The organism is Pseudomonas sp. CDFA 610 (assembly GCF_021147865.1).
Taxonomy (GTDB): Bacteria; Pseudomonadota; Gammaproteobacteria; order Pseudomonadales; family Pseudomonadaceae; genus Aquipseudomonas; species Aquipseudomonas alliivorans.
On record NZ_JAGTPM010000001.1, the window covers coordinates 298,260 to 325,015 of the forward strand.

Sequence of the window (26,756 nt, forward strand, 5' to 3'; positions counted from 1 at the left end):
GCTGCCATGAAAAACGTCTTCTTCACTGCGTCCCGACAGCGTGGCTCGGCGATCATCAGCGCGTTGCTGATCGCCGCAATCGTGGCGGTGATTGCAGCAGGCATGCTCACTCGCCAAGGCGTGCTGACTCGCAGCCTTGAAGCCGAACAATCGCGTGTGCAGGGCAGTCAGCAGTTATTGGGCGGGCTTGAGATCGGTCGCCAATTGCTCTGGGACTCGCGTCAGCAGGACGCCTCGACGCGCCTTGATCAGCCCTGGGCCAGACCGATCGTTATCAACGCGTCGAATGCCAGGCCGGGTGAGTTCGAAGGGCAATTGCAGGATCAGCAGGGCAAGTTCAATCTGCGCAACCTGCTGACCAATCAACAGGCGGATATCGGGCAGCAGCGCAGCTTCGAGCGATTGTGTGAACTGATCGGTATCGATGCCGCACTGGCCCAACGCATTATTCAGCGGGTCATTGCGTCTTATCCGAGGCTTCTTTCCACACCGATGTCGACGGGCCCGGCGAGCAGTTTCGAGAGCGGTCGAGTGACCTCGTCCGGCACCGAGCAAACACTTCTACCCGCGACCCAGCCGATGCTGCGCAGCCTCGAAGACCTGCGTGGCATGGCAGGCCTGACCGAGGCCTCATTGACGCGTCTCGACTACTACGTGAGTGTGCTGCCGGGCAACACCTGGGTGAACGGCAACACGGCCAGCGCCGAGGTGCTGGCCGCGGTCATTCCCGGTCTGTCGCTGTCCAGAGCTCAGGCGGTGGTGTCCGAGCGCGACAGGGGATTGTGGTTCGTTAACCGGGGTGACCTGATCAACCGATTGCGGGTACCCAAATTGACGGTCGACAACCTCAACGTCGGCGTCACGAGTGAGTGGTTCATGCTGCGCGGGCAGGCGCGTCCCCAGCAACGTCAGGTCAGAATCCAGGCCTTGCTGCATCGCGTCGGCGACACGCTACCAAGGGTCATCTGGTCGCGGGTGGGCATATGAATCGCTTGCGCATCGCCTTGTCGCCGCTGAACGAGTTGACCGGGGACACCACGGTAGCGTTCGTCCGTCTTGACCGCGCAGGCCGTGTCACCGAAAGCGGACGCAGCGCCTTGTCAGGTCTGGCCAGAGGCCGGAAATCATCAGGTGTCGAATGCTTCCTGCACCCACTGGACAGCGTCCTGACCGGTATCGATCTCCCTCCGTTGAGCGGGTCGCGGCTCAAGGCTGCCGTCATCTGCGCCGCACAAGGTTTGATGCTCGGAAACAGCGATCAGATGCACATCGCCCACAGCGCCCGAGACCCGCAAGGTCGTGTGGTGGTCGGCTGGCTGCCAAAGGCGACGCTGGCGCGGTTGACCGGGTTGTTGAGTCAGATCCGCCTGCCATTGCGTGGACTGTATCCGGCGCCGTTCGGTTTGCCGGTTCCTGTCGAGGGGCAAGTCAGCGCAGGCCTGCTGGATGAGCACTGGCTGTTGCGTCACAGCCTCGATCACGCCGTGGTCCAGCCCTGTCATGAAGATGGACTGGATGAGCGGCTCGTTTCAGGTGGTGACGTGTGCTGGATTGGCACTAACGCAGCTGCAGACGCGCGGAGCCTGTCGGCAGGGCAGGCGTTGAGCGGCGTCGCGCCGGGCTGGAGTCTGCATGCAGGGCTTGGCCACACCGGCGGCCAAGCGTCCAGTTGGACACCCGCGCTGTTCTGCTGCGTGCTGGCGATCGCCGTGTGGACGTCGGGTCTGAACCTCTATGCCGCTCGCGAGGCTTCGCAAGGGCAGGCGCTCAAGACCGGAATGAGTCAGCGCGTCAAACAGGCGTTTCCAGAACTGCCGGTGATTCTCAACCCCTTGCAGCAAGCCCGCCAGCAGTTGGCCGCACGCCAGGGCGGTGCTGGAAGTGATCCCGGTCAACGCTTCAATCATCTGATGCACCAGGCCGCCGAGGGCATGCCCTTCCTGTCAGGCAGCGTGCAAAGCCTGACGTTCTCTGGCGACAGGTTACAACTGCAGATGCTGGAGGAGACACCGCAGGTGCCCGTTGACAGTGCCTGGCAGGATTCACTTAAACAGGTCGGGCTGGGTGTCAGTCGCCAGGATCGTTTGTGGACGCTGAGCCCGTTTGCTGAGTCCACCTCAGCCGAAAGCGACGAAGCCAAGGGCGATGATCATGAGTAGCGCCACGCTGAACCTTGCGAAATTGCGCTGGCGATTCTGGCGCACCCGTGCCGCGACGGCCTGGTCTGGCCTGACGCGACGGGAGAGGCAACTGGTGACAGGCGCTGCCTGGGTGCTGTCGGGGCTGGTGGTGTGGCTGCTGCTGGTTCAGCCGCCGTTGCAGAAAATCGCTTACTGGCAGGCCGAAACGCCCAGGCTGCGCACCCAGAACCAGACCCTCGAAACGTTGCTGCAGCAACTGCCGGCCCCGTCCACGCGAGGGGCCGGACAGCGTCTGGAGCAGGCGTTGCGCGTGAGTCTGGAAGCCGCCGGGCTGGCGCAGGTTTATAGGTTGAAGGCCGAGACCGAAACCGGTGATTCGACCTGGCAACTGACGTTCGACCAGGCCCCGGCCGATAGCGTCATGCAATGGTTGCTGGAGCAGCCACAACAGCTTTCGCTCTACGTTACCGAAGCCCGACTGCAACGCGCAGACGGGCTTTCCGCACAAGCCTCGGCAGGTCATCTGTCAGGGATCGTTCGTATGGATCAGGCGCCCGGCGCCAGCAAGGAAGCTTTATGAAGTGGTCAGGCTTCAATGATGTGCGCCCGTGTCGCAAGGCATTGCCTTTCGTACTGCTGGCGCTGAGTGCATGCACCCACTCGTTACCGCCCCCGCCAATGGACAGCGAACTGGGCCAACCCTTGGCCAATACGCAGCGCAGTGGCGACGCCTTGCTCGATCGTCAGCGTGCGCAGTCCAGCGCGCCGAATCAGTCCAGGGCGCCGCATCCGATCAGCACGCCCCGCAGGCAGAACAGCGGCCGCGGTCCTGCCGCAGCGCGCAGTATGCTCGGCAATCAACCGGTGCAACTCAATTTTGTCGACGCCGATATTCAGGCGGTCGTGCGTGCCCTGTCTCGCTCGACCGGCCAGCAGTTTCTGGTCGATCCGCGCGTCACCGGCACCCTGACACTGGTCAGCGAAGGGCAGGTGCCTGCCGTTCAGGCCTACGACATGCTGTTGTCTGCATTGCGCATGCAGGGTTTCAGCGTCGTCGATGTCGGCGGCGTCGCGCATGTGGTGCCCGAGGCGGATGCCAAGCTGCTGGGGGGGCCGATCTATAGCCCTGACAAACCGGCCGGCAACGGGATGCTGACCCGCACCTTTCGGCTGCAGTACGAAAACGCGGTCAACCTGATTCCGGTGCTGCGGCCCATCGTGTCGCCGAACAACCCGATCAATGCCTATCCCGGCAACAACACCATTGTGGTCACCGACTACGCGGAAAACCTGACACGCGTCGCGCAAATCATCGACGGCATCGACACGCCCAGTGCCATCGATACTGACGTGGTGTCGGTTCGCAACGGCATTGCCGTGGACATCGCCGGAATGGTCAGTGAGCTGCTCGACACCCAGGGCGGCGACCCGACCCAGAAAATCAGCGTGATCGGCGATCCGCGCTCCAACGCCATCATCATTCGCGCTGGCAGCCCCGAGCGTACCGAACTGGCGCGCAATCTGATCTACAAACTGGATAACGCCCAGAGCAATCCCAGCAACCTGCACGTGGTCTACCTGCGCAATGCCCAGGCGGGCAAGCTGGCCCAGGCCTTGAGAGGTCTGCTGACCGGCGAAAGCGACAGTGGCGCGACCGATACCGCTCGCGCGATGCTCAGCGGCATGGGCGGGACGAGCAGCAAGAGCGAAGGGCAGGGCACCACGAGCACGTCCAGCGGCAGTGGTTCGGCAACTGGCACAGGCAGCAACGGTTATGGGCAGGCCGGTGGCGCGACGGCGAGTGCGGGAGTCAGTGGTCAGCAGGGCGATCAGAACACGGCGTTCACTGCCGGTGGCGTGACCATTCAGGCTGATGCGACCACCAATACGCTGTTGATTTCGGCGCCGGAACCCTTGTATCGCAACTTGCGTGAAGTGATCGACCAGCTGGATCAGCGGCGCGCCCAGGTCGTGATCGAAAGCCTGATCGTCGAAGTCAGTGAGGACGATGCCAACGAGTTTGGCGTGCAATGGCAGACCGGCAATCTGAGCGGCAGCGGTGTGTTCGGTGGCGCCAATCTGGGCGGCAGTGGACTGGTGAGTAACCCGGCTGGCGGCACGACCATCGATGTGCTGCCGCCGGGGTTGAATGTCGGTGTGGTGAAAGGCGCGGTGACCATTCCGGGCATCGGCGAGGTGCTGGACCTCAAGGTGCTGGCGCGAGCGCTGAAGAGCAAAGGCGGCAGCAACGTGCTGTCCACGCCGAATCTGCTGACGCTGGATAACGAGGCGGCGAGCATCTTCGTCGGTCAGACCATCCCCTTTGTTACCGGCAGCTACGTGACCGGCGGAGGCGGCACCAGCAACAACCCGTTCCAGACCGTGGAGCGCGAGGAAGTCGGTCTGAAGCTCAATGTCCGGCCGCAGATTTCCGAGGGCGGTACCGTCAAGCTGGACATCTACCAGGAGGTCAGCAGTGTCGATCAGCGTGCATCGGTCGATGCAGGCACCGTGACCAACAAGCGTGCCATCGACACCAGCATCCTGCTCGATGACGGGCAGATCATGGTCCTGGGCGGACTGCTTCAGGATGGCTACAACCAGAGCAATGACGCTGTACCGTGGCTGTCGAACATTCCGGTGTTGGGCGTGCTGTTTCGCAACGACCGGCGTCAGTTGACCAAGACCAACCTGATGGTGTTCCTGCGGCCTTACATCATTCGTGACAGCGGTGCGGGGCGCAGCATTACCCTCAATCGCTACGAATACATGCGCCGGGCCCAGGGCAGCCTGCAGCCGGAACGCAATTGGGCGCTGCCGGACATGCAAGGGCCGCAGTTGCCGCCAGCGGCAAAGGCAATTCCCGAATCGCTGCCCGCGCAAGGCCAGATGCCCCGCGCGACGATTCGCGCCGTACCAGTGCCTGCGCCATGACCGGGCTGCCCTATGCCTGGGCCAAGGCGCAGCGCATTCTGTTGCGGCGCAGTGAGCACGGGGCTGCGCTGGTCACGTGCCAGTCAACGCCCGGTTGGGCGATCAACGAGGCGCGGCGACAGTTCGGGCCTACCACGCTGGAACGTGTGGATGACGCGCAGATGGACGGACTGCTGGCAGCCGCTTACGCCGACACGGGCAGTGCTGCTGCTGTGGTCGGGGCGGCCGAGAGCGAGGCAGACCTGGACCGGCTGATGCAGGACATCCCGGAGATCACTGACCTGCTGGATGCCCAGGACGGCGCGCCGGTGATCCGCATGATCAACGCGCTGTTTACCCAAGCGGCACGGGACGAGGCCAGCGACATTCATATCGAACCCTACGAAAGCCATTCTGTGGTGCGCTACCGCGTCGACGGTACGCTGCGGGACGTGGTGTCGCCGCGCAAGGCGCTGCACGGCTCGCTGGTGTCACGGATCAAGATCATGGCGCAACTGGACATTGCCGAGAAACGTCTTCCACAGGACGGGCGAATCGCTTTGCGGGTGGCCGGACGACCGATCGACATTCGTGTCTCAACGGTGCCCACCGGTCATGGCGAGCGCGTGGTGATGCGCCTGCTGGACAAACAGGCCGGACGCTTGCAACTGGAAACACTGGGCATGGATCCGGAGGTGCTTGCCAGGCTCGATCACCTGATTCGCCAGCCTCACGGCATCGTATTGGTCACAGGTCCCACCGGCAGCGGCAAGACCACCAGCCTGTATGCCGCGCTGGCGCGACTGGATGCCAGCACCAGCAACATCCTGACTGTCGAGGATCCGGTGGAGTACGACCTGCCGGGTATCAGCCAGATTCAGGTCAACACCCGCATCGACATGACTTTTGCTCTGGCCCTGCGCGCCATCCTGCGTCAGGACCCGGACATCATCATGATCGGCGAAATCCGCGATCTGGAAACCGCTCAGATCGCTGTGCAGGCATCGCTGACCGGACACCTGGTGCTGGCGACCCTGCACACCAACGATTCGGTATCGGCGGTCAACCGACTGACCGACATGGGCGTCGAGCCCTTTCTGCTGGCCTCGTCGCTGCTGGGCGTGCTTGCCCAGCGTCTGGTGCGTCGTCTGTGCCCGCACTGCAAGCAGGAAGACCCGGCCGTGCCCTGTACGTGGCGTCCGGTGGGTTGTGTTGCCTGCAACCAGATCGGCTACAGCGGTCGTACCGGCATTCACGAACTGTTCTGCGTTGACGACGCGGTTCGCAGCCTGATTCACAGTGGCGCCGGCGAACAGGCCTTGCGTGAAGCGGCTCGCCGTGCCGGCATGTTGAGCATGCGCGAGGATGGCAGCCGCTGGGTCCGCAGCGGCACCACGGCCCCCGAAGAAATTCTGCGCGTGACACGGGACGTCTGATGAATCGCTATCGCTATGAAGCCGCCAATGCTCAAGGCAGGATTGAGTCCGGGCATCTGGAAGCCGACAGCCGCAACGCGGCATTCAGCGTTCTGCGCAGTCGTGGTCTGACGGCATTGCAGGTCGAGCCGGAAACCGTCCGTGCGCGCAGTGGAGGGCGCGGGTTGTTCAGTGCCAGGCTTTCGGACACTGACCTGGCGTCGGTAACGCGCCAACTGGCAAGCCTGCTGGGCGCAGGGCTGCCGCTGGACGAAGCATTGAGCGCCACGCTGGAGCAGGCCGAGCGCAAGCACATCATCCAGACCCTTGGCGCGGTGCGCAGCGATGTGCGCAGCGGCATGCGTCTGGCCGAAGCGCTGGCTGCGCGCCCCGGTGATTTTCCGGACATCTACCGGGCGTTGATTGCGGCGGGTGAAGAGTCCGGCGATCTGGCCCATGTCATGGAGCGTCTGGCGGATTACATCGAGGAGCGCAACGGCTTGCGCAGCAAGATTCTGACGGCGTTCATCTATCCCGGCGTAGTGGGGCTGGTGTCGATTGCCATTGTGATCTTTCTGCTCAGTTACGTGGTGCCACAGGTGGTCAGCGCCTTTTCACAGGCGCGGCAGGATTTGCCGGGCCTCACGCTGGCCATGCTCAACGCCAGTGATTTCATTCGTGGCTGGGGCTGGTTGTGCCTGCTCGGCCTGACGATCAGCGTCTGGAGCTGGCGAATCTACCTGCGCAATCCCGCGGCGCGCCTGAGTTGGCACGCACGGGTACTGCGTTTGCCATTGATCGGTCGCTTCGTGCTGGGCCTCAATACCGCGCGCTTCGCCTCGACTCTGGCGATTCTCGGCGGTGCTGGCGTGCCCTTGCTGCGTGCGCTGGATGCGGCGCGTCAGACGCTGTCCAATGATCGTCTCAGCGAGAGCGTCACCGAAGCCACTGCCAAGGTGCGTGAAGGCGTTAATCTGGCCGCCGCCTTGCGTGTCGAGAAAGTCTTTCCGCCACTGCTTATTCACCTGATTGCCAGTGGCGAGAAAACGGGCGCGTTGCCGCCCATGCTGGAGCGTGCCGCACAGACCTTGTCGCGTGATATCGAGCGCCGTGCCATGGGCATGACGGCACTGCTCGAGCCGCTGATGATCGTGGTGATGGGCGGTGTGGTGCTGGTGATCGTGCTGGCGGTGCTGCTGCCCATCATCGAGATCAATCAACTGGTTGGTTGATGCACCATGCAAAAGGCCCTCGATCAAGAGGGCCTTTTGTTCAACAGGTCAACCTCAACGTCAGATTTTGCCTGCGCCAGCCTTGGCCTTGACGTCCGCAGCCACCTTGTCGGCGCTCAGCGGGCTATAGCTGTAAGGAGGCGTCCAGCCGATGCTGCTGCTCCATGAGCAGCTCAATACGGTGCCATTCAGGCGCGAGCCGCTGTCACGGTATACGCTTCCACCGTAGTCACCGGCAATCTTGTCACAGCCACTGATGCCGCTGATCTCGAACGCGTTCTGTTCCGAGAAAATCTTCGAACTCTTGCCCACGCCGTGCGCGTAAGAGAACGGATAGATTTTGTGGCTGGTACTGCCCACATGATAGTTGTTGTACAGGTGGACCTGGCCGAAGCGTACACGCGGCGCGCGAGCCGAAATGTTTTCGAACAGGGTGTTGTGGATAGTGACCTTGAGCTTGCCGTCGTCGGTGGTCTTGCTGTCGCTCGAACCGATCAGGTTGTTCTTCTCGTGGTTCTTGAAGATCGAATACGAGATGGTCACGTAGTTGGCGCCGTTCTTCACGTCCAGAGCACCGTCGTGATGCTGCTTGGGCCGACCGTTGGCGGTACCGTTCTGATCGTCTGTGCGGCGGCCGTCAGTGAAGGTCACATGGTCGACCCACACGTTGTTGGCACCTTCGACTGTCAGGCTGTCGTACTCGGAGTTCCAGTTGCCCGCGCTGCCGTCGTCGGCATCCCAGACCGGCTCGGGATCCCACGGGTTCTCAATGGTCAGGTTGCGGATGATCACATCGTTTTCCTTGGCATAGAAAAAACCCTCTCGGATTTCCGCACTGCTGCTGGTGCCCACGATGGTGGTCTTGCCGGGAACGTCCAGACGGCCCCGGACTTTCATGTCCGAGGTCTTGGTGTACGCCTTGCCTTCGCTGACATCGATCAGACCGGTGATCTTGATGATGCGGCCATTGCTGCCCACCGAGGCGGCCAGCGCGCTTTTCAGTTCAGCAGCGTTCTTGACGGTGAAGATGTCTTTCGCAGCAGCTCGTGAGCCGCCTTTGGTACCGCCGTTCTGGGTGGCCCAGCCGGTGGTGGCTACATCGGTTGCGATATCGGCATGAGCAGAAAGACTGGCCAGCATCAGCGAACCGAACAGACCGCTGGCGAGTGTGATTGGCAGATTTTTTCGAGACTTAACCATTTAATCTGATCCTTGATTAATTGAGGTACAACTCGCAGTAGACAGCTGCGTGTCTCACCAACAAACGTCCATTTGCCATTAACGCCGCGCAAACAATCCGTTTGCTGCAACGTGAATATAAGGGATAAGAAAACCGTTTATGAAGGTTGTATGACGACAATCTGAGTAAAAGAGAATTTTTGCTATTAGCGAGCTTCGTGGGGAGGGGGGACGTCGATGTTTTCAGAGCGTAATGGCAGAGATTTCGAGATTTTATTGAATAAATACCTTGTAAAACAGATGGTTGTGTTTGATTGAGCGTGGTGTTGTGTTCGTCACGATCGTGTGCTGTCGACAGATTGATGTATGACGTCAGATTGGATGCGCAAATTTTTTGATGGTTAAAATACGTTTGATAACGAGGGGTTGTGATCGATTGGTCAAGTGAGTGTCTGGATGCGCCAACTTTACAACAGTAACTTTGGCCGGGATGGAAGTGCCCCTCGTTAGTTGTCCGAGGGCATGTTCTGGCGAACGATGAATGGCGTGATATAAATGCGTCGAATGATAACTCTGCTGTTCTGCCTGGTTGCAGAGTATGTGGTATCAGGCGAAGGTGTTTGTCGATGTACAGCGCAGAAGGTGCGTTATCGAGACGGAAGCAGGGCCGTCTCGATACGTCCGAGAATTCGCAGATACAGTTTCATGCGGGTCCCGTCACCGGGTGCGGTTTCGACGCGCACGCCGCCTCCGGCGTTCACGGCAAATTCCTGCACCTGGGCCAGACCCAGGCCGGTGCCCAGCCCGGTCTTTTTGGTGGTGAAAAACGGCTCGAAGATTCGCGCTGCCAGATCGCTCCGCATGCCGGGACCATTGTCGGTCACGCTGATCACCAGGTAGTCGCCTTCGGGCAGTCGAAGGTCATCTTCCACAGACTCCATGCGGGTCGCGATGCACGCCTTGCCAGGCCCGGACATGGCGTCGCGCGCGTTGGCCAGCAGGTTCAGGAGGGCGGCATGCAACTGGGCTTCGACGCACAGCACACCCCAGCCTTTGGCCTGAAGATCGAAGGACAATTCCATCTCCTCACCGACCGAGCGCAGCAGCAGATCACGCGCCGCATCAAGCCGCTCGCTGACATCAATGCAAATCAGCTCCGGCCCATCCTGACGCACGCTGGACAGCAGGCGACTGACCAGCTGGCGGCCATGTTCAACCGCTTGTAGCCCGGTATCACTCAGGCTTTCCACGTCGGCCGGACGCCGTGCACGCATGCGAACCAGCTGCAGACTGGCGCTCAGCGCCTGGAGAAGATTATTGAAATCATGAGCGATGCTTGCCGTCAGCATGCCCAGCGATGAAACACGCTGGGAATGGCGCAGGTTTCGTTCGGTGGCCCGATTATGGTCCTGAGCCTTTTCGAGTTCGTGTGTCAGCGCGGTAGCCCGTTGCTCGTGCTGTCCGCTCAACATGCGCAACTGCAGCAAGGCGGCGGTCTGGCGTGCCAGCGCCTGGAGCGCCAGACGCTGCGCATCGCTGAGGCTGCGCGGTTTGGTGTCGATCACGCAGACAGTGCCCATGGGCAGGCCCGCATCGCTGCAGATGGGGGCCCCGGCATAAAAACGGATATGGGGCGGCCCGAGCACCAATGCGCTGTGCTCGAAACGCGGGTCCTGTGTTGCGTCTTCTACGATCAGCACGTCGGCTGGCGCCAGAATCGCATGGGCGCAGAACGCGAAGTCGCGGTGCGTCTCGCGCACATCCAGACCGATGCAGGCCTTGAACCACTGCCGCTCTCGATCCACCAGTGATACCAGTGCTATCGGCACGTCGCACAGCGTAGTGGCCAGCAACACCACATCGTCGAAGCCCTGTTCAGGTTCACTGTCCAGAATGCCGAGATGCTCCAGCGACAGGATTCTGTCTGCCTCGTTGGCGGGGAGGGGCGCAGGACGGTGGGTCATGGGAGGCATCGCGGGAGGGCAGAATATGGCCGTATGATGCCTGTAGATTCAAGGCGACAGCAAGAGACTTCCGAGTGTCTGGTCTGGGGCTTGCGGCCTGCGAAAAGGTCTGGTTACCTTCATGGTCAATCTGCCTGGAGACTCCCGCATGTCAGCCAATGCCGCAACCCGTCCGCCACTGCCACCGTTTACCCGCGAATCGGCCATCGAAAAGGTCCGTCTGGCCGAAGACGGCTGGAACAGCCGCAACCCCGAAAAAGTCGCGCTGGCCTATACGCCAGACACCCACTGGCGTAATCGTGCCGAGTTCATCACCAATCGCGAACAGGCGCAGCAGTTTCTGGAACGCAAATGGAAGAAGGAACTGGACTACCGTCTGATCAAGGAGCTTTGGGCGTTCGACGGGAACCGCATTGCCGTGCGTTACGCCTATGAATGGCATGACGATTCAGGAAACTGGTTTCGTTCCTACGGCAATGAAAACTGGGAATTCAACGATGATGGTTTGATGGCCAACCGCTTTGCCTGCATCAACGACCTGCCAATCCAGGAGTCGGAGCGCAAATTCCACTGGCCGCTAGGGCGTCGTCCGGATGATCATCCGGGGCTGTCGGCGCTGGGGCTCTAAGGACCGCCGACGCTATTTGACCAGCCGCTTTTCCCTGGACGGGCGGTAGCCGAAAAATGAGCTGTAGCACTTGCTGAAATGGCTCGGGGAGACGAAGCCGCAGGCGACCAGCACCTCCAGCTGCGACATTTCAGTGTGTTGCAGCAGCCTGCGGGCTTCGGTGATTCGCAGCTCCAGGTAATAACGCTGTGGCGTCGTGCCCAGTTGCTCCCTGAACAGCCGCTCGACCTGACGGCGCGATCTGCCCGAATAGACCGCCAGTTGCTCAAGTTCCAGCGGTTCTTCGAGGTTGGCTTCCATGAGCTTGACGACTTCGCGCAACGGAGCGCTCACGGAAAGATTCACGCTGGGCTTGACCCTTCGATAGCGTGACTCTTCAAAGCACAGAATGTCTTCGATGCCTTCCACCAGCGCCTTGTCATGCAGCGCCTTGATCCATTCCAGTACCAGATGAAAGGCGCCGGTAGGGCTGGATGCGGTGAGCCGGTCGCGGTCGATCACGTAGGCTTCGCTGGTCACGTGCGTCACCTTGGCGATCTCGGCCAGGGCAGGGCGGTGTTCCGGATGAATTGCGCAGCGATAGCCCTCAAGCAGCCCTGCTGCACCGAGAAACCACGCACCGTTCCAAAGGCCTGCCAGCGTTACGCCGTGTTCAGTCGCCATCTTGAGCAGGTGTATAAGCTCCGGTTTCGCCTTGAGTTCCGTCCGGTAGCCGCCGCAAATCACCAGCAGATCAACGTTTTGAACGATCGCGGCATCCAGGCACTGATCCGGACGAATCACCAGGCCCAGATCACTGACGACTTCTCCCGGTTGCAGACCGAGAGTGGTCGAGGTGAAGAGTCTGGGGCGCAGCAGGTTGGCGGTGACAATGGCGTCCAGCGCCTGAGTGAAGGCGGGGAGCGAGAAATGTTCGAGCAGCAGAAAGGCGACACGGGTTATCGGTTTTTCTTCAGTGCTCGCTTCACCCAGATACCGCAGGTTCTTGCCGCGCATGGCGCTGCTGAATTGTCGTCGTGCAATCACCGCTCGGCTCACCTCAGGCTGTTGGAATCATGACTGTCGCGCTGCGGTAGCCGGCTGTCCGCCTTCTCGACCCGCTCGCAATGCCTGCCAGCTTATGACTGAACGCACGCCAAGTCTCGTCAATATCTTCGGCGGCAGTTTACCGGGTCGGGAGAGCTGCTTAAATCATCGGGCAAATGCGCGTGCGTGCCCGGTGCCTGCTCTGACTGCAATGACTCAGCCAATGAGTGCTCGCGCGCAGATCGCGCCGCACAACATCAAGCCCATCCAGATTCAAGCGTTTCATGAGTCGGTGAGATTGCAGGGCATCGCCCGTGCAAAGCATCAGCGCAGGTATTCTGCGCTGATGCCGAGCCGTCATCGGCCGATGATCAAAGCTCTTTTTTCAGATGCTTTTCAATTTGTTCAAGCGACTTGCCCTTGGTCTCCGGCAGGCACAGGAACACGAAGATCAGCGAGCCGATGTTGATCGCTGCAAACACGAAGAAGGTCGGATTGCCGATGACATCGACTGCGATGGGGAAAGCGAACGCCACCGACGCGTTGAACAGCCATTGCATCGACACGGCAACGCCCGTCAGCAGGCCTCTGACCTGCATTGGAAACAGTTCCGACATGAGCAGCCAGTAGACCGGCGAGATGCACATCTGCATGAACAACAGAAACACCAGAATGCAGGCGAGGGCGGCATAGCTCTGGGTCATGTTCTGTGGCATGAACTGCAACACACAGCCGAGCGCGGCCTGCATCAGTATCACGATGACCAGGCCGGTCATCAGCAAATGCCGACGTCCGTAACGGCCGATCGCCCAGATCCCCAGCAGCGTCGCAATGACCGAAACAACGCCATTGCCAATGGTTGCGGTCAGCGCAGCATTGGTGCCCATGCCGGTATTCTTGAGAATGATCGGCGTGTAGTACATGAACGCGTTGACGCCGGTGAACTGTGCCGTGAAGCCCAGGCCGACACCGATCAGCAGCAGCTTGATGACCCAGCTCTGACGCAACAGGTCCTTCACCGCAGGACGGTTGCGGGCCTGCTTGTCCTGAGCCTTCATCTCATCGACTTCGCGCTTGGCGTCTTCCTTGGTGTCGCGCAACTGCTCCAGCACATCCTGCGCGTCGTCAAAGCGGCCCTTGGACGCCAGCCAGCGTGGCGAGGGCGGTACGAAGAAAGTGCCGACCAGCAACAGCACGCCTGGAATCATCGCAATGGCCAGCATGTAGCGCCAGATGCCCGGCGTATGCAGCACCGCCGCCATGAAAGCGCTCAGCACATACGCCAGCAACTGACCGCTGACGATCATCAGCTCGTTGCGGCTGACCAGTCGGGCGCGGCGTGACGGGCCGGCGATCTCGGCGATGAACACCGGCACAGTCGCCGAGCCACCGCCCACCGCGACGCCGAGCACGAAGCGCGCAGCGATCATGAACGGAATCGACGGGGCCATTGCCGTGCCCAAGGCACCGAAAATGAACAGGATCGACAACAGACGCAATGTCACGCGTCGACCATAGCGGTCCGAGATATAACCGCTGGCAAGCGAGCCGAAAGCGGCGCCGACGATGAGTGATGCGGTAACCAGACCCTCCGTATACGCATTGAGCCCCAGTCCGCCCTGGTCCATGGGCAACGTCATGAACGGCAATGCGCCAGCGATGATGCCGGTGTCATAGCCGAAGGCGAGTGCGCCCATGGTTGCAACGAGAACTGAAATGAAGATCAATCGGCCGGGTGAAGCCTGCTTTCGACCCGGCTGGCCAGCCGCTGTCGAGGTGATGCTTGAAGACATGAATATAAAGTCCTTCACGTGGGACCAGCGTCGTGCCAGTACAGATGTGAGGCTTAGGGCGGTGTCGGCGGTGTGAGTTCCGTAAGAAAGGAAAATCGATTCAGCCTGTTAAGATTTTACGCGTGTGCAGGTTTCCTGCAGACCACGTGCAAATGTCGTTCAGTCATCGCGTTGTCACTGTTGAAAAGCACCTGTGGGACGCTCCGCAGGCTGTTGAGCCTGAACGAAATCCACGAATGCCCGCAAGGGAGACGGCAGGTATCGTCGTCCGGGGTAGTAAAGATAGGGCCCGGGAAAACTCGGCCACCACGACTCAAGCACGGGCTCCAGTTCACCCGTGTCGAAGTAGGGCTTGAGCCACTCATCGAACAGGTTGATAACACCCAATCCATCAATGGCGGACTGTACGGCCAATTCGACGCCTCCGCCGATGCTGAAAATCATCGGGCCGCTCGGATCGACGCGGAGGGTCTCGTGCGGGTTTTCGTACTCCCAGAGCGGAATTGAGCCGCTGGGGAATTTGCCTCGCAGACAGGCGTGGTCGAGCAGGTCCCGAGGATGCCCGGGACGGCCCCGAACGTCGAGGTACTTGGGCGAAGCTGCGGTGGCGAAGCGCTGGGTGCGCGGTCCGATGGGCACAGCGATCATGTCCTGCTCCAGTCGCTCGTCATAGCGAATGCCGGCATCACACCCGGCCGCGAGTATGTCGACGAAGCTTTCCTCGATGATCACTTCGAGGCGGATATCGGGGTAGGTTTGCAAAAAGGGCGTGATGATCGACGGCAGCACCAGTCGGGCGACGCTGAGCGGCACGTTCAGTTTCAGAGATCCCGAGGGACGGTCACGAAAATCGTTGACCACGTCCAAAGCCGATTCGACTTCGCCCAGCGCGGGAACGATGCGTTCCATCAGTTTTGCGCCAGCTTCGGTGGGCAACACACTGCGCGTGGTGCGGTTGAGCAGCCGAACGCCCAGCCGGGTTTCCATGCGGCGAATGGCGTCACTGAGGCTGGAGGCGGATTGTCCGCTCAAACGCGCCGCCTGACGAAAGCCCTTGGCGTTGACGACAGCCACGAAGGCGAGCAAATCCTGAAGGTCGGTTTTCATTGTTCTCCCTACCGTACAACCTGTGCAGATTGCACCCGATTATCGTAGCAGTGCTCGACGCATACAGTGCGACTCACACCTTCAAACGAGACACATCAGATGAGCATTGCGAGCAATTCAGGCACATTTATGCTGGGCGACCTGAGGGTCAACCGCATGGGATACGGTGCCATGCAGTTGGCCGGTCCACAGGTGTTCGGTCCGGCAAAAGATCCTGCGGCAGCGGTCGCGGTCCTTCGCGAAGCGGTGGCGGCGGGCGTCGACCACATCGACACGGCCGACTTTTACGGTCCGCATGTCACCAACCAGTTGATCCGCGAGGCACTGCATCCTTATGCCGAGGATCTCGTCATCGTCACCAAGGTCGGCGCCGTGCGCGGTACCGATGCGTCCTGGAATCCGGCACAACGCCCGGAAGAGCTGGTCCGCGCTGTGCACGACAACCTGCGCAATCTCGGGCTGGACGTTCTGGATGTTGTCAATTTTCGGGCCTGGGGTGCTCACCAGGCGCCTTCCGAAGGGTCCATAGAAGCATCGTTCACCGCGCTCGCAGAGTTGCAGCGTCAGGGACTCATCCGTCATCTGGGCCTCAGCAATGTGACGGCAGCACAGGTACGGGAAGCTCAAGGCATTGCTGATATTGTCTGCGTGCAAAATCACTACAACCTGTCCCATAGAGTCGACGAATCCCTGATTTCGGAGCTGGGCAGGCAGCGCATCGCCTATGTGCCGTTCTTCCCGTTGGGAGGTTTCACGCCGTTGCAGTCGGCGACGCTGTCACGCGTAGCCAAGGCAATGGGCGCGTCTACGCTATGCGTGGCGTTGGCCTGGCTGATGCAGCGCAGCGACAACATTCTGCTGATTCCCGGAACGTCCTCGGTGGCGCATCTCAGGGAAAACCTCAGTGCGAGTAGCCTGGTGATTCCCCCTGAGCTTTTGGCCGAGCTGGGCAGTATTGCCTGACGAACGCGTTGGCGAAGCGTTTTAACCCAATCGACCTGACTGGCGCAGCAATGCGCCAATGCGTTTGATCTCTTTCTCACCCTGATCAAGCGCCGCCCTGCTGGTGTGCACCGAGTAGTAACCCATCACCAGATCGTGCGGATGCTTGATGGCAGAACCGAGCACGAACGAGGTATCTGCACGAGCAACCAGGTCAATCGCCCGGTCCGACTCTTCGAATACTGCGAGTTCGCCAGCCTCAATCAGACCGTTGGCGTCCAGTTGCCCCGTGTTGACGGCTAGCCAGCCTACGGTGTGGCCAGCAGGCGGCGTGTAGCGCCAGTGTTCGCCTTCTTTCAGATTGACCGCCAGGTAGTTCATTCCACCGGGTGCCATAACCGGACTCTTTGCCGTTCCGTATTCGCCAAGCAGCACACGTGCAGGGCCTTGCTCGGGGATTTTTGACGCGTCCAGATAGACGCTAAGGGGCGGACCGTTCTCTTGAGCAGCAGGCAGCGCCACCCAAAGCTGAAACCCAGTCACGGGCGAACTGTTGACCGGTTTCGCGTTATGCCACACGCCGTTGCCTGCATTCATCCATTCCACACCGCCTTCGGGCAACACGCCTGATTTTCCGGTGGTGTCTTCATAAGCCACTGCGCCTTCGATCATGTAGGTGAATGTGGCGATACCGGAGTGCGGGTGCATGCCAAAACCTTTCTGACCGGGCTCGGGCTCGAAACCAAAGTGATCGAGGAAGACAAACGGCTTGAGTTGCTGGCCCAGATCGCCAGGACTCATCAAGCGGGTTATCGGCCCTTGACGGGTGCCTTGGGTGCGATGAACAACGCTGCGTGGCAGGGTGTTTACAGCAACGGAAACGGCGGAGTTGCGTGGCATGGTGGAATCCTCATGAAGGAGGCTTTATCGCCTTGAGCCAAGCATATGCGCCTCTTGATTAGTTGATTAGTTGGTATAGTTGGAGTGAACTCATCCATTTTTGTAAGGAATTGGCCGGCAGATGCTTGACCTCAATGATGTAGCGCTCTTTGTCCAGGTGGTACGCAATGGAAGTTTCGCGCAGGCTGCAAGGCAGCTTGGTGTGCCCTCCAATACGGTGAGCCGTCGCATTCAGCTACTCGAAGAGCAGTTAGGTGCACGACTGCTGCAGCGCTCCACCCGCAAGCTGGTCGTGACACAGACGGGGCAAGATTTTTTCGAGCGCTGCCAAGAGCCGGTGGATGGTCTGATCGATGCGGGAGAGCGAATCGTCTCAAGCGCAGAGATGCCCAGCGGTAAGGTGCGGGTTGCTGCGACGGCTGATTTCTTCGACTTTTTTTCGATGCAATGGGTCGCCGATTTTCTCGCCCGATACCCGAAGGTGCAGTTGGAGTTCGTACTCACAGATGCACACTCCGATCTGATCGCCGAGCGTCTGGACATTGCTTTCAGAGGAGGGCCATTGCTGGATTCGGGTTACGTCGGCCGTCAGTTGATCCCCGCAGGTACGGAAGGCATGGTTGCCAGTCCCGGTTACGTTCAGGCACATGGCATGCCGGACGGGCTGGAAGATATCGTCGATCATTACTGTGTGAGTGCCGGTCATCCCAGTGGACTGACGACCTGGCGACTGATTGGGTCGGAGGGCGCCGAACACGCCGTGCAACTGCCCAGCCGCTTCAATGCCAATACGGCTCAGGCACTGCGCCGGGCGACGCTTGCGGGTTTGGGGATTGCATTACTGCCCACGACACTGATTGCATCCGACCTTGGCGCGGGTCGGCTTGTGCCGATACTGCCCCGGTATCATCGCATCAGTCATGGTCTTCACGTTTTGTATCCGAGCCGCCAGCATTTGCCGCTGGCGGTTTCCGCGTTCATGGAGCTGGTTATGGAGAAGCTGCGAATGAACGAGTTTCCCACGCAGTCTGCGAATGGATGACCTGAACGTGTTTTAAGGGATTCTGACGAAGTTGATGGCGGCCAGCGGACCGAAGGGCAGGGTGGCAAGCCTTCCGCCGACATCCAGTGTGCCGAGATCGACCGGGAAGTAGCCCGCGCCTTCGAGAATCCCGCGCACCACGCCCTTGGCGTCGGCGTCGTCGCCAGAATAAAACTGCACACGTTGTCCACCCGCGACTTCCGGTTGCGTGAGCACTTGTACATCCAAGTGATTCAGGGCTTTGACGAGCCGTGCGTCAGGCACCAGACCCCTTACGATTTCACTCGAATGCTTGTCGCCGAGGTCAATGGCCTTGATGCCGTAGGCGGCCAGCGGATTAGTCGGGTCGGTTGCATCGGGGGATTGTGGGTCAAGGAATTCGACTGCGTTGGTACCGTCAATCACGATGCGATTGTTCCAAGCGGGCAATTTGCTCAACACCTGAGGCAGGTCGCTCCAGCGCAAAGCGATAAGCACCACATCGGCACTGGCTGCTTCTTCAGCCGTCACAGCCTTGATCAACGGGCCGGTTTCGTCTGTGAACGCCTTTAAGGATTGCGGACCGCGACTGTTCGCGATCATTGCCGAAACGCCTGCATTGGCCAGTGCGCGTGCCACGTTGGAGCCCAGGGCGCCAGAACCGAGAATGCCTATCGTCGTCATGCTAATTCCTGTCTTTTCGAGAAGGGGCTCAGGTTGAATCCGGACGCCCTGATGATCGAGTGTTGGCTCGATCGAATGAGGTCTCATCGTATATGTGTGTAACCGACACATCAACATTAATTTTGAAATCATCTACGTTTCTGAATCTGTCTCCAGATTTTTGAAGAGAGGGATGCGCCTGTTTTACAGTTCGAACGGTATCTCGAACTTGCCCAGCCTTGCGACTTCACTGGCGATGTCCGCGATGCTGACGGCGGCCAGTTCGGATTCCAGCGCTTCACGTGCGCGTGTCAATGCAGGGCGCAGCGCTTCAAGTATATTGCCGCCGACGGCGCAGTTTTCGCATGGCGGGGTTCGATGCAGGGAAAATATTTCCGAATCCTCCACAGCTCTGTACACATCGAGCAGCCTGATACTTTCAGCGGGTTTTGCAAGCAGCGCGCCGCCCCCGGCACCGAGCTGCGAAGTGGTCAGCCCTGCCGCCGTCAGACGCGACAGAATGCCCCGTACCACCACTGCGCTGGTGTTGACGCTATAGGCCAGATCTTCGGACCGCACAGGATGTCCGCCACGTACGGCCAGAACTGAGAGGGTGTGGACAGAGACTGCAAAGCGGGTGCTGGTCGGCATTTAAGGGTGCTTTCGGTATGTTTCGATACCGGCACATTACCGGCAATGCCCGGCAATTGAAAATCGCATGCAGTCGCCTGACTGTTTATGAACTCGTCGGCTCGATGTGCCGTATGCATTTGCTTCCTGTGAATTGAAGTCACAGCTGGTGTGCCCCGCCAGCTGTTTCAAGCGCACAGGTGCTGCTCTAACCTTTTTGTCAGCCGAGATCACAGCGTTGGACGCTGGTCATGATCCCGGGAAATGCCAACAGAGAGGATGCACCGTGAACACCCCGATCAAACCTGATGAACTCGCCGTTCCTTATCAACTGCCTCAAGTCCCGTTCATGACGCCGGACATGGTCCACGCCGGTGTCATGACCCAGTGGCTGGAGGATGACGAACTCTGGGTACCGGTTACCCGGACCGTATCGTTCAAACCGTTGCTGCTCAATACCGCTGGTGGCTACTACATCAACCTGTTGCGCGTGCGGCAGGCCGGCGTGCTGTCGCGCCATCGTCACAGCGGAGGTGTTCATGCGATCGTCTTGAAAGGTCGCTGGTACTATCTCGAGCATGACTGGGTTGCTGAACAAGGCTCTTTTGCCTATGAGCCACCCGGCGAAACCCACACCCTGTTCGTTCCAGAAGACGTTGAAGAGATGATCACCTGGTTTCACGTTCAGGGTGGCTACACCTATGTCGACCCCCAGGGCGTCGCCACAGGCTATGAAGATGTGTTCACCAAGCTCGAGGCGGCGCGTGCCCACTATGCCTGTCTGGGCTTGCCGGACGACTATATCGAGCAATTCATCCGCTAGACGCGAATGCAGTGGCTGAACGCGCTTCGGCGCGTTTTCGTCTTTGCGAACCACTCAGGCAATCCTTGAACCGGCAGGAGCGTGCATGGACCCTTATTCCCAGATGCTGGCGTTCATCTGGTCAACCGAATGTGGCAGCTTTTCGGCGGCGGCCCGCCAGCACCAGATGACACCGTCCGCCGTCAGCAAATTGATCTCGCGCCTGGAGAACCGGCTTCAGGTCAGGCTTTTCCAGCGCGGTTCGCGAAGGCTGACTCTGACCGAAGAAGGTGCTGCCTATCTGCTCAGTGCCCGGGCCGTGCTCGACGCCATGAACGAGGCCGACTCGCTTGCCGAGGCGTTGCCTTCCCGGGTCAGTGGCACATTGCGCATCCATACCATGACTTCGTTCGCCAGGCACCAGATCGTGCCATGGCTGCCGGAGTTTCTGGATTGCTATCCCACGCTGAATGTCGATATTCAGCTGGGTGCGCAGTTTGTCGATCACTTCGAGCAGGGCCTGGACATTGCCATTCACAGCGGCGTTCTGCCCAGTTCCTCGCGCATTGCCAGACGTATTGGGGAGTGCCGGTGGCTGATCTGTGCCTCGCCGGATTATCTGGCCAGGCACGGCGTTCCCAAGGTCCCGGCAGACCTTTTGAATCACCGCTGCTTCAACTTCAGCTTTGTCAGCCCCTGGAACGCCTGGTCGTTTCTGCAGGACGGCGAAGGCGTTTCGATTCCGATTATGGCGCGTGCATCCTTCACTCAGGGCGATCTGCTGCGTGACATGGCGCTCTCGGGCGCTGGAATCGTCAGACTGGCCGACTTCCACGTCAGCCAGGACTTGAAGGCAGGTAGGCTCGTGTCGTTGCTGGATGCTTTCAGCCCAAGGGTGGTCGAGCCGATCTACCTGTTGTACTCGGACCGAAAACACCTGAGTCCACGAATCAGAACCTTTATCGATTTCTTTCAGGGCAAGTGGCGCGAGCACCCGTGGGGCGTCATTTGCGAATGATCACGACCTCCAGGTATTCCGCTGGAACGACCAGTGACTCTCTGGAGGAGCGATTCATCCGGTTGAGCAATTCATTCAAATCAGCCTTCAGATCCTCTGTCTCAGCTTTTGAAAGTGCCTCGAAGACCTTATGCATCGGGCCGTACCAACGGCTGAACGTTTCGACGAAATGCTCTGCTGATCGGTAGCGGAAGTTGAACAGCCTGAGGTTGCTTCGAATCTCGGCTGCTTCGCCTGCGAACAGCCTGTGAATATGGCCCTTGACGCCCCAGTCCGAGGGCCTTGCCGCGCCCTTGGGAGGGGAAATGTAGCGGCTCATTGTCGAGAACATCTGACCCACGAACCCTTCGGGCGTCCAGCAAGTCAGGCCGATTCTGCCATTGGGGCGACACACTCTGGTCAGTTCCGCTGCTGCTCGCTCCTGATCCGGGGTGAACATCACGCCAAAGGTCGACAGCACCGCGTCAAATGTCGCGTCCTCGAACGGGAGCGCTTCTGCATCGGCCTCCTGGAACGCAACATCAAAATGCTCGGCGCGTGCCCGTTCTCTGCCTCGCTCCAGCAGTGCGCCCACGTAGTCGGTGGAGGTGACGATGCAGCCTCGACGAGCGGCCGCAAGTGTCGCGTTACCGTTCCCGGCAGCGACATCCAGTACGTAGTCGTCATGGTTCAAATCGCAGGCTTCAGCCAGTAGTTCGCCTGTAAGGGATAGCGTGGTGCCGATGACGGTGTAATCGCCACAGCTCCAGGCTTGTCTCTGTCTGGTCTTGATGGCTTGCAGGTCGGTTGGGGTGTGCATGATAGGTGTCCTTTCCCGGCAGATTGGAGAGGCAGGCACCCTGACAGCGAAGATGGGCAACGGTAGGGTATGTAAGGCGATTGACCGGGCGGCTGAAAGGCGCCCGGCCGGTGCTCGGGTTGCTCTAGGTGCGCTTGCCTGAATGATCAAGCATAGCGGCAGTGTCGGCTTTGCCTGTACGCGATGGGGTGAGTGGTCGTTCGTTGGAGCCCGGCTTTGTAACCGGATTCTACAAGGCTACTTAATTCTGGAAGTCATGTAGATGAGGCGTACCGCGGCAAGCGTGATGGCTTCTGCATCGCCCTTGATTGTTTCAAGATGTGATCTGTCCAGGCTCTCTTCATCGGAGCGGGCTTCGACAATCCGGGTGATGTGATAAAGATTCTGGGTCACTTCGTGCAGGCTGCCATGCAAACGGCCAAGTACTCGATTCAGCCGTTCCGAGTGACTGGTGCCGGGTGCTTCTATCTGAGGGGTGGAGCGTTCGAGACTGAATCCGGTAACAACGTAAGTGATATCAATGCCAGCATCCGAGATGCGTGAAAGATAATCGGCTCTTGGAGAGCGTATGCCACTTTCGTAGTTGCTCTGGGCATTGGTTTCTACACCCCCGATGGCACCCAGTGCGCTCTGCGAGAGCTTCAAGCGCAGCCGTTCCTGTTTAAGTCGTGGACCAATTCCTGTCATATATCTGTCCTCAAGACTCCGTTCACCGACATCGTCTCGGCAATAGCGCAATGATTAAGGTTTGCCAGCCAGCGTCTACGACAACCACCGGAGCTGGGCCCGGTTCCAATACGCCTTAGAGCGCGAACGCAACTTCAGAAAAGCGCCTGAAGATGCTGGCACATTGTAATAGATGACTTAAATGGTTTGGTACTGTTTTGTACCAAGTTGAATGACTGTGGTGTGGCGGCTGCTATTGGATGAGCTAGCGAGACCTGTGAAGGCCTCGCTTCGCGTAGCGCTTGGGAACCGGCGTCTAGAGGCAGCGAGCAGTGGGCTGTTGAGCCCAGCGTTCAGCGGTACCCGCAATCTTTTCCGCCAGGCGGCCAACAGCTTTCTGGTGCGCAATGATCAGACTTTCCATACCTGTTCCCGCCTGTTCACGGATCACGCTGCTGCAGGTCAGGTGGGTGCGCTTGTCGCCCGCCGTCGCGCCTGCGCTGCGCTGAGTCAGGGTCCAGACCACATCGATCAGCGCGTAATTGCCGGGTACCGATTCGAAGCGTCGCACGTCCGTTCGGATGGACAAGAGGGGCTGCTCGGTATTCTTGGGAAGCCCTGCCATGTCGCGACTGCCGAAGCGACGCTCAAGCTGGGGCGTCAGTGCATCATGAAACTCGTCACCCAGCGGCGAGCCCCAGCGCTCCGTGTCGAGTATCGCAAGGCTGCCATCGCCCTGACGTACCACCAGCGGCGGCTGGTCGACCTGTACCGGCATGATCACCGGGAGCATTTCAAACTGGAAAGGCGCTGCCTGGCTGGCGGTGGTGTTCGACGCCATCGGCGCGATGAGCGTGTAGTAATGGGTCTGGGTCGACGTGCAGGCACTGATGCCCAGCGCAGCGGTCAGGACTGCCAGTTTAAGGCGCAGGGTCATTGGTTCGGCTCCGCAATGGCTCGGGATGAAGAGGGGGCGTTGAATGAACGTGGGGCGGCATCGCCTGTACGACCCCGGATCAGCGATTCAGGATGGCGGCTGAGGAAGTCGGTCAGCACGCGAACCGAGCGGGCAGTGCGCTGCACCTCATCCATTGCCTGGCCCAGTTGCTGACGGGCAGGTGAATCTTCGGCCAGCGAGTCGTTGGCGGTCCCGAGGGTTTTCTCCGCCTGCTGCAAAGTGCCACGCATCTGCGGCAGGATGCTGCTGTTGACCTGTTTGAGGGTCTTCTGAAGCTCGCTCAGGCTGCCATTGAGGTTGGCTGCCAACTGGTCGATCGGCAGGTTGCTGAGTTTTTCGACGAATGCCTGCAACTGTTCCTGCAGTTTGTCGAAGCTGCCCGGCACGGTCGGAATTTCCAGCGGACGGGCCTTGGGGTTGAATGTCACTTTCGGTGCCTTCGGGTCGAACTCCATGGCGATGTACAACTGACCGGTCAGCAGGTTGCCGTTGCGAACCTGCGCACGCAGTCCGTTGGCGACGAATGCGCCCAGAACCCTGGCCGACTGTTCTTCTTCGTCACCCTTGCCACCCAGCTCCTTGAGCTTGGATTCAGCCGCGCCGAGGCGCTTGGGGTAGATCACTGCGCCGACGATGCCCGGGAACGTCTTGGTGGCCGGATCGTAATCCAGATCCACCGACACCACTTTGCCGATATTGACCCCAAGGAAGTCGACTGGCGAGTTGACGGTCAGGCCGCGCAGCGACTGGTTGAAGCGCATGCGGATGTAGCGGGGTTCGCCATCCGGCGGGGCCATCGCGGTAGCCTGGTCGTCGAATATCTTGAATTCGGCATTTTCGTCAGCCGGCTTGGAGTCCGGGCTCCAGTTGGGTTCGCGAAACGCCACGCCGCCCGAGATGATCGAGGTCAGCGACTGGGTGTTGATCTTGAGGCCCGAGGCGCCAACGGTGACGTCCACGCCACTGGCGTTCCAGAAACGGGTATCGGTGGTGATGTACTGGTCGTTGGGCGAGCTGATGAAAATCTGGATGTCGACGCCACGACCATCCTTGGACAGGTCATAGCCGACGACCTGACCGACCTGAATACGGCGGAAATAGATCGGCGACCCGATGTCCAGTGACCCGAGGTCATCGGTATGCAGGGTGAAGCGCTTGCCCTTCTCGCCGAACGTCACCGGAGGCGGCGTTTCCAGGCCGGTGAAGTCATTCTTCGTGTCCTGTGCGCTGCCCGCGTCCGCGCCGATGAAAGCGCCCGACAGCAAGGTATCGACGCCGGAAACACCATGCGCACCGATGCGCGGCCTTACCACCCAGAACTGGCTGTCGATACGGGTGAACGGATGCGCAGTGTTATTGAGTTCGATGGTCGCCAGCACATGGGTGCGGTCATCGCTGAGGGTGATGTCGGTCACCATGCCGATGACCACATTCTTGTACTTGACCTGGGTCTTGTTGGCTTCGAGACCCTCCGCCGTGAGAAAGCTCACGGTGATCCTCGGGCCGATGTTCATCCAGTCATGAAAGGCCATGGACAGGCCGATCAGCCCTGCGACGATAGGCACCAGCCAGATCAGCGAAATGCGCACGCGGCGCCGCTTGACCTCGGGGCGGGGCATCGAAGCAGATGGGGGGAGGGTATTGTCAGGCATCTTCAACCTCTGCGTCCCAGATAAGCCGGGGATCGAAACTCATGGCGGCGAACATCGTCATCACCACAACCAAACCAAAAAACAGAATGCCGATCCGAGGCTCTATGGTGCTCAGCTCACGAAACTGCACAAGGGATGCCACCAGGGCGACGACCAGCACATCGAGCATCGACCAATAGCCGATCAGTTCGATGAACCGGTAAAGACGGGCGCGCTCGCGCATGGCCCAGCGGCTGCGGCGCTGGCAGGTGATCAGCAGCATGCCCAGCACCAGAAATTTGATGCACGGCACGACCACGCTGGCAACGAAGATCAATATCGCAATGTCCCACGAGCCGCTTTCGAAGAATTCGATGACGCCGCTCATGATGGTGTTCTGGCTGCTGTTGCCCAGCAACGCGGTGTACATCACCGGCAATGTATTGGCCGGAATGTAGAAAATCAGCGCGGCGATCAGATAGGCCCAGGTGCGATTGATGCTGTTGGGCTTGCGCCGGTGCACAGGGGAGTCGCAGCGCGGGCAGCGGCTGGCGTCTTCCTGGCAGGCGTAACCGCAGGTGTGGCACAGGCACAGTTTGTGTTCATGGGCGAAGGGTATGCCGTTCATTCAGCCTTGACTCCCAGTTCGTCCCACAGATCACGAATACCTTTGTTGGCGATCAGCAGAATCAGCACCATCAGCATTGCCATGGCCCACAGTCCGACGCCTGGGTGCACATCGAGCATGCCCGCCAGCTTGATGATCGCCACCAGAATGCCCAGCATGCAGACTTCCAGCATGCTCCAGGGGCGCAAGTGTTCCAGTGCCCGCATGCAGGTCTTGAAGCCTGGCGCGATGACGCCCCTGTTCGCGTGCAGCAACACCCAGAACAGCAAGGCGATCTGCAACAGCGGTGCGAAGATGATCGCGACGCCTGCGACCAGGGCGATGATGGTGATGCGCCCCTGAGCCAGTGCCTCGACCGATTGCCAGAGCGTGACCTCATTGGTCAGGCCTTTCATGCTGATGCTGATCACCGGAAAGATATTGGCGAACACAAAAAAGATCGCGGCAGCAATGGTCAGAGCCAGCAATTGCTCAATGCTCATGCGCCGTCCCCGGCCGAGCACTGCTCGGCAGCGCAGACAGAACGCGGCCTCGCCGGGTTTGAGTGGCTGAGCTTCATACAGCGAATCGCAGTGTTCGCAGATGATCAGATCCGGTGGGTGTCTAGTGGAATGCACAGTGCTCATCGACGCCGTTGATGCAGAGTTCTGGTTGGAGAATCGGAGGTTCGGAAAGATACCTCGTTATTGGCTTTGCGGTG

At 59.8% G+C, this 26,756-nt stretch carries 25 protein-coding genes; 11 read left to right on the top strand and 14 right to left on the bottom strand.

Annotated elements, in window-relative coordinates; all coding sequences use genetic code 11:
- The first annotated feature begins 6 nt into the window (after positions 1–6).
- Genes gspK through gspF form a run of 6 tightly spaced genes read left to right on the top strand, consistent with a single transcriptional unit; the run spans position 7 to position 7,701 of the window.
- Positions 7–987 (top strand): type II secretion system minor pseudopilin GspK, encoded by a 981-nt coding sequence (gene gspK, locus KDX39_RS01365; protein ID WP_231658959.1) that lies wholly within the window; start codon positions 7–9, stop codon positions 985–987.
- Positions 984–2,159, top strand: a complete 1,176-nt coding sequence (gspL, locus tag KDX39_RS01370) for a type II secretion system protein GspL (protein ID WP_231658961.1) — start codon at positions 984–986, stop codon at positions 2,157–2,159. Before gspK ends, gspL begins: the two co-directional genes overlap by 4 nt.
- Positions 2,152–2,721, top strand: a complete 570-nt coding sequence (gene gspM, locus KDX39_RS01375; protein ID WP_231658963.1) for a type II secretion system protein GspM — start codon at positions 2,152–2,154, stop codon at positions 2,719–2,721. Before gspL ends, gspM begins: the two co-directional genes overlap by 8 nt.
- Positions 2,718–5,075: a type II secretion system secretin GspD gene (gene gspD / locus KDX39_RS01380; RefSeq protein ID WP_231658969.1), complete on the top strand. Its 2,358-nt coding sequence runs from the start codon at positions 2,718–2,720 to the stop codon at positions 5,073–5,075. The genes gspM and gspD overlap by 4 nt, the downstream gene beginning before the upstream one ends.
- Positions 5,072–6,490, top strand: coding sequence for a type II secretion system ATPase GspE (gene gspE, locus KDX39_RS01385; protein WP_231658976.1), 1,419 nt, complete (start codon positions 5,072–5,074; stop codon positions 6,488–6,490). The genes gspD and gspE overlap by 4 nt, the downstream gene beginning before the upstream one ends.
- Positions 6,490–7,701, top strand: a complete 1,212-nt coding sequence (gspF, locus tag KDX39_RS01390) for a type II secretion system inner membrane protein GspF (RefSeq protein WP_231658981.1) — start codon at positions 6,490–6,492, stop codon at positions 7,699–7,701. The genes gspE and gspF overlap by 1 nt, the downstream gene beginning before the upstream one ends.
- A 60-nt stretch (positions 7,702–7,761) precedes the next feature.
- Here gspF and KDX39_RS01395 read toward each other — a convergent pair whose 3' ends face one another.
- Together KDX39_RS01395 and KDX39_RS01400 are read right to left on the bottom strand one after the other, a co-directional pair.
- Complete coding sequence (locus KDX39_RS01395) at positions 7,762–8,901, bottom strand: pectate lyase family protein (RefSeq protein WP_231658984.1); 1,140 nt, start codon at positions 8,899–8,901, stop codon at positions 7,762–7,764.
- A gap of 626 nt (positions 8,902–9,527) precedes the next feature.
- Positions 9,528–10,844: a sensor histidine kinase gene (locus tag KDX39_RS01400; protein WP_231658993.1), complete on the bottom strand. Its 1,317-nt coding sequence runs from the start codon at positions 10,842–10,844 to the stop codon at positions 9,528–9,530.
- Between the two features lie 148 nt (positions 10,845–10,992).
- Here KDX39_RS01400 and KDX39_RS01405 point away from each other — a divergent pair, with 148 nt between their 5' ends.
- Positions 10,993–11,472, top strand: a complete 480-nt coding sequence (locus KDX39_RS01405; protein ID WP_231658996.1) for a nuclear transport factor 2 family protein — start codon at positions 10,993–10,995, stop codon at positions 11,470–11,472.
- A 12-nt stretch (positions 11,473–11,484) separates the two neighbouring features.
- On the opposite strand, the gene KDX39_RS01410 is transcribed toward KDX39_RS01405, so the two are convergent.
- The 3 genes from KDX39_RS01410 to KDX39_RS01420 all read right to left on the bottom strand — a co-directional run bounded on the left by KDX39_RS01410 (position 11,485) and on the right by KDX39_RS01420 (position 15,398).
- Positions 11,485–12,498: a GlxA family transcriptional regulator gene (locus KDX39_RS01410; protein WP_231658997.1), complete on the bottom strand. Its 1,014-nt coding sequence runs from the start codon at positions 12,496–12,498 to the stop codon at positions 11,485–11,487.
- 371 nt (positions 12,499–12,869) lie between these two features.
- On the bottom strand, positions 12,870–14,291 hold the full coding sequence (locus KDX39_RS01415; protein WP_231659003.1) for a sugar porter family MFS transporter: 1,422 nt from the start codon (positions 14,289–14,291) through the stop codon (positions 12,870–12,872).
- Between the two features lie 174 nt (positions 14,292–14,465).
- Positions 14,466–15,398 (bottom strand): LysR family transcriptional regulator, encoded by a 933-nt coding sequence (locus KDX39_RS01420; protein WP_231659004.1) that lies wholly within the window; start codon positions 15,396–15,398, stop codon positions 14,466–14,468.
- 99 nt (positions 15,399–15,497) lie between these two features.
- Between KDX39_RS01420 and KDX39_RS01425 the strand changes: the two genes are divergently transcribed.
- Positions 15,498–16,361 carry an aldo/keto reductase family oxidoreductase gene (locus tag KDX39_RS01425; RefSeq protein WP_231659006.1) on the top strand — a complete coding sequence of 288 codons (864 nt, stop codon included), beginning with the start codon at positions 15,498–15,500 and terminating at the stop codon, positions 16,359–16,361.
- Positions 16,362–16,382: 21 nt separating this feature from the next.
- Here KDX39_RS01425 and KDX39_RS01430 read toward each other — a convergent pair whose 3' ends face one another.
- On the bottom strand, positions 16,383–17,240 hold the full coding sequence (locus KDX39_RS01430) for a pirin family protein (protein WP_231659013.1): 858 nt from the start codon (positions 17,238–17,240) through the stop codon (positions 16,383–16,385).
- Positions 17,241–17,361: 121 nt separating this feature from the next.
- On the opposite strand from KDX39_RS01430, the gene KDX39_RS01435 reads away from it, so the two are divergent.
- A complete protein-coding gene (locus KDX39_RS01435; RefSeq protein ID WP_231659016.1) occupies positions 17,362–18,282 on the top strand; it encodes a LysR family transcriptional regulator in 921 nt (306 codons plus the stop codon).
- Between the two features lie 12 nt (positions 18,283–18,294).
- Here KDX39_RS01435 and KDX39_RS01440 read toward each other — a convergent pair whose 3' ends face one another.
- Together KDX39_RS01440 and KDX39_RS01445 are read right to left on the bottom strand one after the other, a co-directional pair.
- Positions 18,295–18,945: an NADPH-dependent F420 reductase gene (locus KDX39_RS01440; RefSeq protein WP_231659018.1), complete on the bottom strand. Its 651-nt coding sequence runs from the start codon at positions 18,943–18,945 to the stop codon at positions 18,295–18,297.
- Between the two features lie 183 nt (positions 18,946–19,128).
- On the bottom strand, positions 19,129–19,575 hold the full coding sequence (locus tag KDX39_RS01445) for an Rrf2 family transcriptional regulator (protein WP_099230159.1): 447 nt from the start codon (positions 19,573–19,575) through the stop codon (positions 19,129–19,131).
- Between the two features lie 265 nt (positions 19,576–19,840).
- On the opposite strand from KDX39_RS01445, the gene KDX39_RS01450 reads away from it, so the two are divergent.
- Positions 19,841–20,377: a 2,4'-dihydroxyacetophenone dioxygenase family protein gene (locus tag KDX39_RS01450; protein WP_231659020.1), complete on the top strand. Its 537-nt coding sequence runs from the start codon at positions 19,841–19,843 to the stop codon at positions 20,375–20,377.
- Positions 20,378–20,462: 85 nt separating this feature from the next.
- The gene (locus KDX39_RS01455; protein ID WP_231659022.1) at positions 20,463–21,374 is read left to right on the top strand and encodes a LysR family transcriptional regulator; all 912 of its coding nucleotides are present in this window, start codon (positions 20,463–20,465) and stop codon (positions 21,372–21,374) included.
- Here the strand turns inward: KDX39_RS01455 and KDX39_RS01460 are convergent.
- The 6 genes from KDX39_RS01460 to KDX39_RS01485 form a co-directional block, all read right to left on the bottom strand.
- A complete protein-coding gene (locus KDX39_RS01460) occupies positions 21,361–22,173 on the bottom strand; it encodes a class I SAM-dependent methyltransferase (RefSeq protein WP_231659023.1) in 813 nt (270 codons plus the stop codon). The two genes, KDX39_RS01455 and KDX39_RS01460, sit on opposite strands and share 14 nt — an antisense overlap.
- Positions 22,174–22,410: 237 nt before the next feature.
- Positions 22,411–22,860, bottom strand: a complete 450-nt coding sequence (locus tag KDX39_RS01465) for a helix-turn-helix domain-containing protein (RefSeq protein WP_231659025.1) — start codon at positions 22,858–22,860, stop codon at positions 22,411–22,413.
- Positions 22,861–23,155: 295 nt separating this feature from the next.
- A complete protein-coding gene (locus KDX39_RS01470) occupies positions 23,156–23,776 on the bottom strand; it encodes a PqiC family protein (protein ID WP_231659027.1) in 621 nt (206 codons plus the stop codon).
- Positions 23,773–25,449, bottom strand: coding sequence for a PqiB family protein (locus KDX39_RS01475; protein ID WP_231659033.1), 1,677 nt, complete (start codon positions 25,447–25,449; stop codon positions 23,773–23,775). The genes KDX39_RS01470 and KDX39_RS01475 overlap by 4 nt, the downstream gene beginning before the upstream one ends.
- A complete protein-coding gene (locus KDX39_RS01480) occupies positions 25,442–26,056 on the bottom strand; it encodes a paraquat-inducible protein A (protein WP_099230173.1) in 615 nt (204 codons plus the stop codon). Before KDX39_RS01480 ends, KDX39_RS01475 begins: the two co-directional genes overlap by 8 nt.
- Positions 26,053–26,682 (bottom strand): paraquat-inducible protein A, encoded by a 630-nt coding sequence (locus KDX39_RS01485; protein WP_099230175.1) that lies wholly within the window; start codon positions 26,680–26,682, stop codon positions 26,053–26,055. Before KDX39_RS01485 ends, KDX39_RS01480 begins: the two co-directional genes overlap by 4 nt.
- Positions 26,683–26,756 lie beyond the last annotated feature (74 nt).

Excerpts from the sequence above, each read along its gene's own strand:
- gspK (WP_231658959.1), top strand. The coding sequence starts at position 7 with ATGAAAAACGTCTTCTTCACTGCGTCCCGACAGCGTGGCTCGGCGATC.
- gspL (WP_231658961.1), top strand. The coding sequence starts at position 984 with ATGAATCGCTTGCGCATCGCCTTGTCGCCGCTGAACGAGTTGACCGGG.
- gspM (WP_231658963.1), top strand. The coding sequence starts at position 2,152 with ATGAGTAGCGCCACGCTGAACCTTGCGAAATTGCGCTGGCGATTCTGG.
- gspD (WP_231658969.1), top strand. The coding sequence starts at position 2,718 with ATGAAGTGGTCAGGCTTCAATGATGTGCGCCCGTGTCGCAAGGCATTG.
- gspE (WP_231658976.1), top strand. The coding sequence starts at position 5,072 with ATGACCGGGCTGCCCTATGCCTGGGCCAAGGCGCAGCGCATTCTGTTG.
- gspF (WP_231658981.1), top strand. The coding sequence starts at position 6,490 with ATGAATCGCTATCGCTATGAAGCCGCCAATGCTCAAGGCAGGATTGAG.
- KDX39_RS01395 (WP_231658984.1), bottom strand. The coding sequence starts at position 8,901 with ATGGTTAAGTCTCGAAAAAATCTGCCAATCACACTCGCCAGCGGTCTG.
- KDX39_RS01400 (WP_231658993.1), bottom strand. The coding sequence starts at position 10,844 with ATGACCCACCGTCCTGCGCCCCTCCCCGCCAACGAGGCAGACAGAATC.
- KDX39_RS01405 (WP_231658996.1), top strand. The coding sequence starts at position 10,993 with ATGTCAGCCAATGCCGCAACCCGTCCGCCACTGCCACCGTTTACCCGC.
- KDX39_RS01415 (WP_231659003.1), bottom strand. The coding sequence starts at position 14,291 with ATGTCTTCAAGCATCACCTCGACAGCGGCTGGCCAGCCGGGTCGAAAG.
- KDX39_RS01420 (WP_231659004.1), bottom strand. The coding sequence starts at position 15,398 with ATGAAAACCGACCTTCAGGATTTGCTCGCCTTCGTGGCTGTCGTCAAC.
- KDX39_RS01425 (WP_231659006.1), top strand. The coding sequence starts at position 15,498 with ATGAGCATTGCGAGCAATTCAGGCACATTTATGCTGGGCGACCTGAGG.
- KDX39_RS01430 (WP_231659013.1), bottom strand. The coding sequence starts at position 17,240 with ATGCCACGCAACTCCGCCGTTTCCGTTGCTGTAAACACCCTGCCACGC.
- KDX39_RS01435 (WP_231659016.1), top strand. The coding sequence starts at position 17,362 with ATGCTTGACCTCAATGATGTAGCGCTCTTTGTCCAGGTGGTACGCAAT.
- KDX39_RS01440 (WP_231659018.1), bottom strand. The coding sequence starts at position 18,945 with ATGACGACGATAGGCATTCTCGGTTCTGGCGCCCTGGGCTCCAACGTG.
- KDX39_RS01445 (WP_099230159.1), bottom strand. The coding sequence starts at position 19,575 with ATGCCGACCAGCACCCGCTTTGCAGTCTCTGTCCACACCCTCTCAGTT.
- KDX39_RS01455 (WP_231659022.1), top strand. The coding sequence starts at position 20,463 with ATGGACCCTTATTCCCAGATGCTGGCGTTCATCTGGTCAACCGAATGT.
- KDX39_RS01460 (WP_231659023.1), bottom strand. The coding sequence starts at position 22,173 with ATGCACACCCCAACCGACCTGCAAGCCATCAAGACCAGACAGAGACAA.
- KDX39_RS01465 (WP_231659025.1), bottom strand. The coding sequence starts at position 22,860 with ATGACAGGAATTGGTCCACGACTTAAACAGGAACGGCTGCGCTTGAAG.
- KDX39_RS01470 (WP_231659027.1), bottom strand. The coding sequence starts at position 23,776 with ATGACCCTGCGCCTTAAACTGGCAGTCCTGACCGCTGCGCTGGGCATC.
- KDX39_RS01475 (WP_231659033.1), bottom strand. The coding sequence starts at position 25,449 with ATGCCTGACAATACCCTCCCCCCATCTGCTTCGATGCCCCGCCCCGAG.
- KDX39_RS01480 (WP_099230173.1), bottom strand. The coding sequence starts at position 26,056 with ATGAACGGCATACCCTTCGCCCATGAACACAAACTGTGCCTGTGCCAC.
- KDX39_RS01485 (WP_099230175.1), bottom strand. The coding sequence starts at position 26,682 with ATGAGCACTGTGCATTCCACTAGACACCCACCGGATCTGATCATCTGC.